Origin of the sequence: Shewanella sp. N2AIL (genome assembly GCF_022690845.1) — a bacterium.
In the GTDB taxonomy this organism is placed as follows: Bacteria; Pseudomonadota; Gammaproteobacteria; order Enterobacterales; family Shewanellaceae; genus Shewanella; species Shewanella baltica.
Genome location: NZ_JALBYT010000097.1, coordinates 1 through 363 on the forward strand (window position 1 = coordinate 1; position 363 = coordinate 363).

A 363-nucleotide genomic window follows, 5' to 3' on the forward strand; every position below is an offset into this window, starting at 1 on the left:
GTGAAGGTTTACTGGTTAAACCGAAGAAAAGCTACACAAAAACCACGTTCAGCAAACACTGGATGAAGAAGCATCCTAATCTGCTGAAAGAGGAAGGGCTACATGATGCAGGGCATGTACTGGTCAGCGATATCACCTATCTTGAGTCAGACCAAGGAGTGCACTACCTGTCACTGGTCACCGATGCCAGTTCTCGTAAGATAGTCGGTCATCACGTGAGTAAAGACATGAAAGCGGAGAGTGTGGTGAAAGCGTTAAAAATGGCCATAAAAGATAAACGCTATATCGGCAACGCAGTGCATCACTCAGACAGAGGCTTACAATACTGCTCAGCAGTTTATCAGAATGCGCTTCAGGCGAGCC

The 363-nt window shown here is 46.6% G+C and carries 1 protein-coding gene; it reads left to right on the forward strand.

Annotated features, from left to right (window positions below; all coding sequences use genetic code 11):
* On the forward strand, positions 1 to 363 hold a 363-nt coding region (locus MO387_RS20890; protein ID WP_242326515.1), incomplete at both ends, for a DDE-type integrase/transposase/recombinase.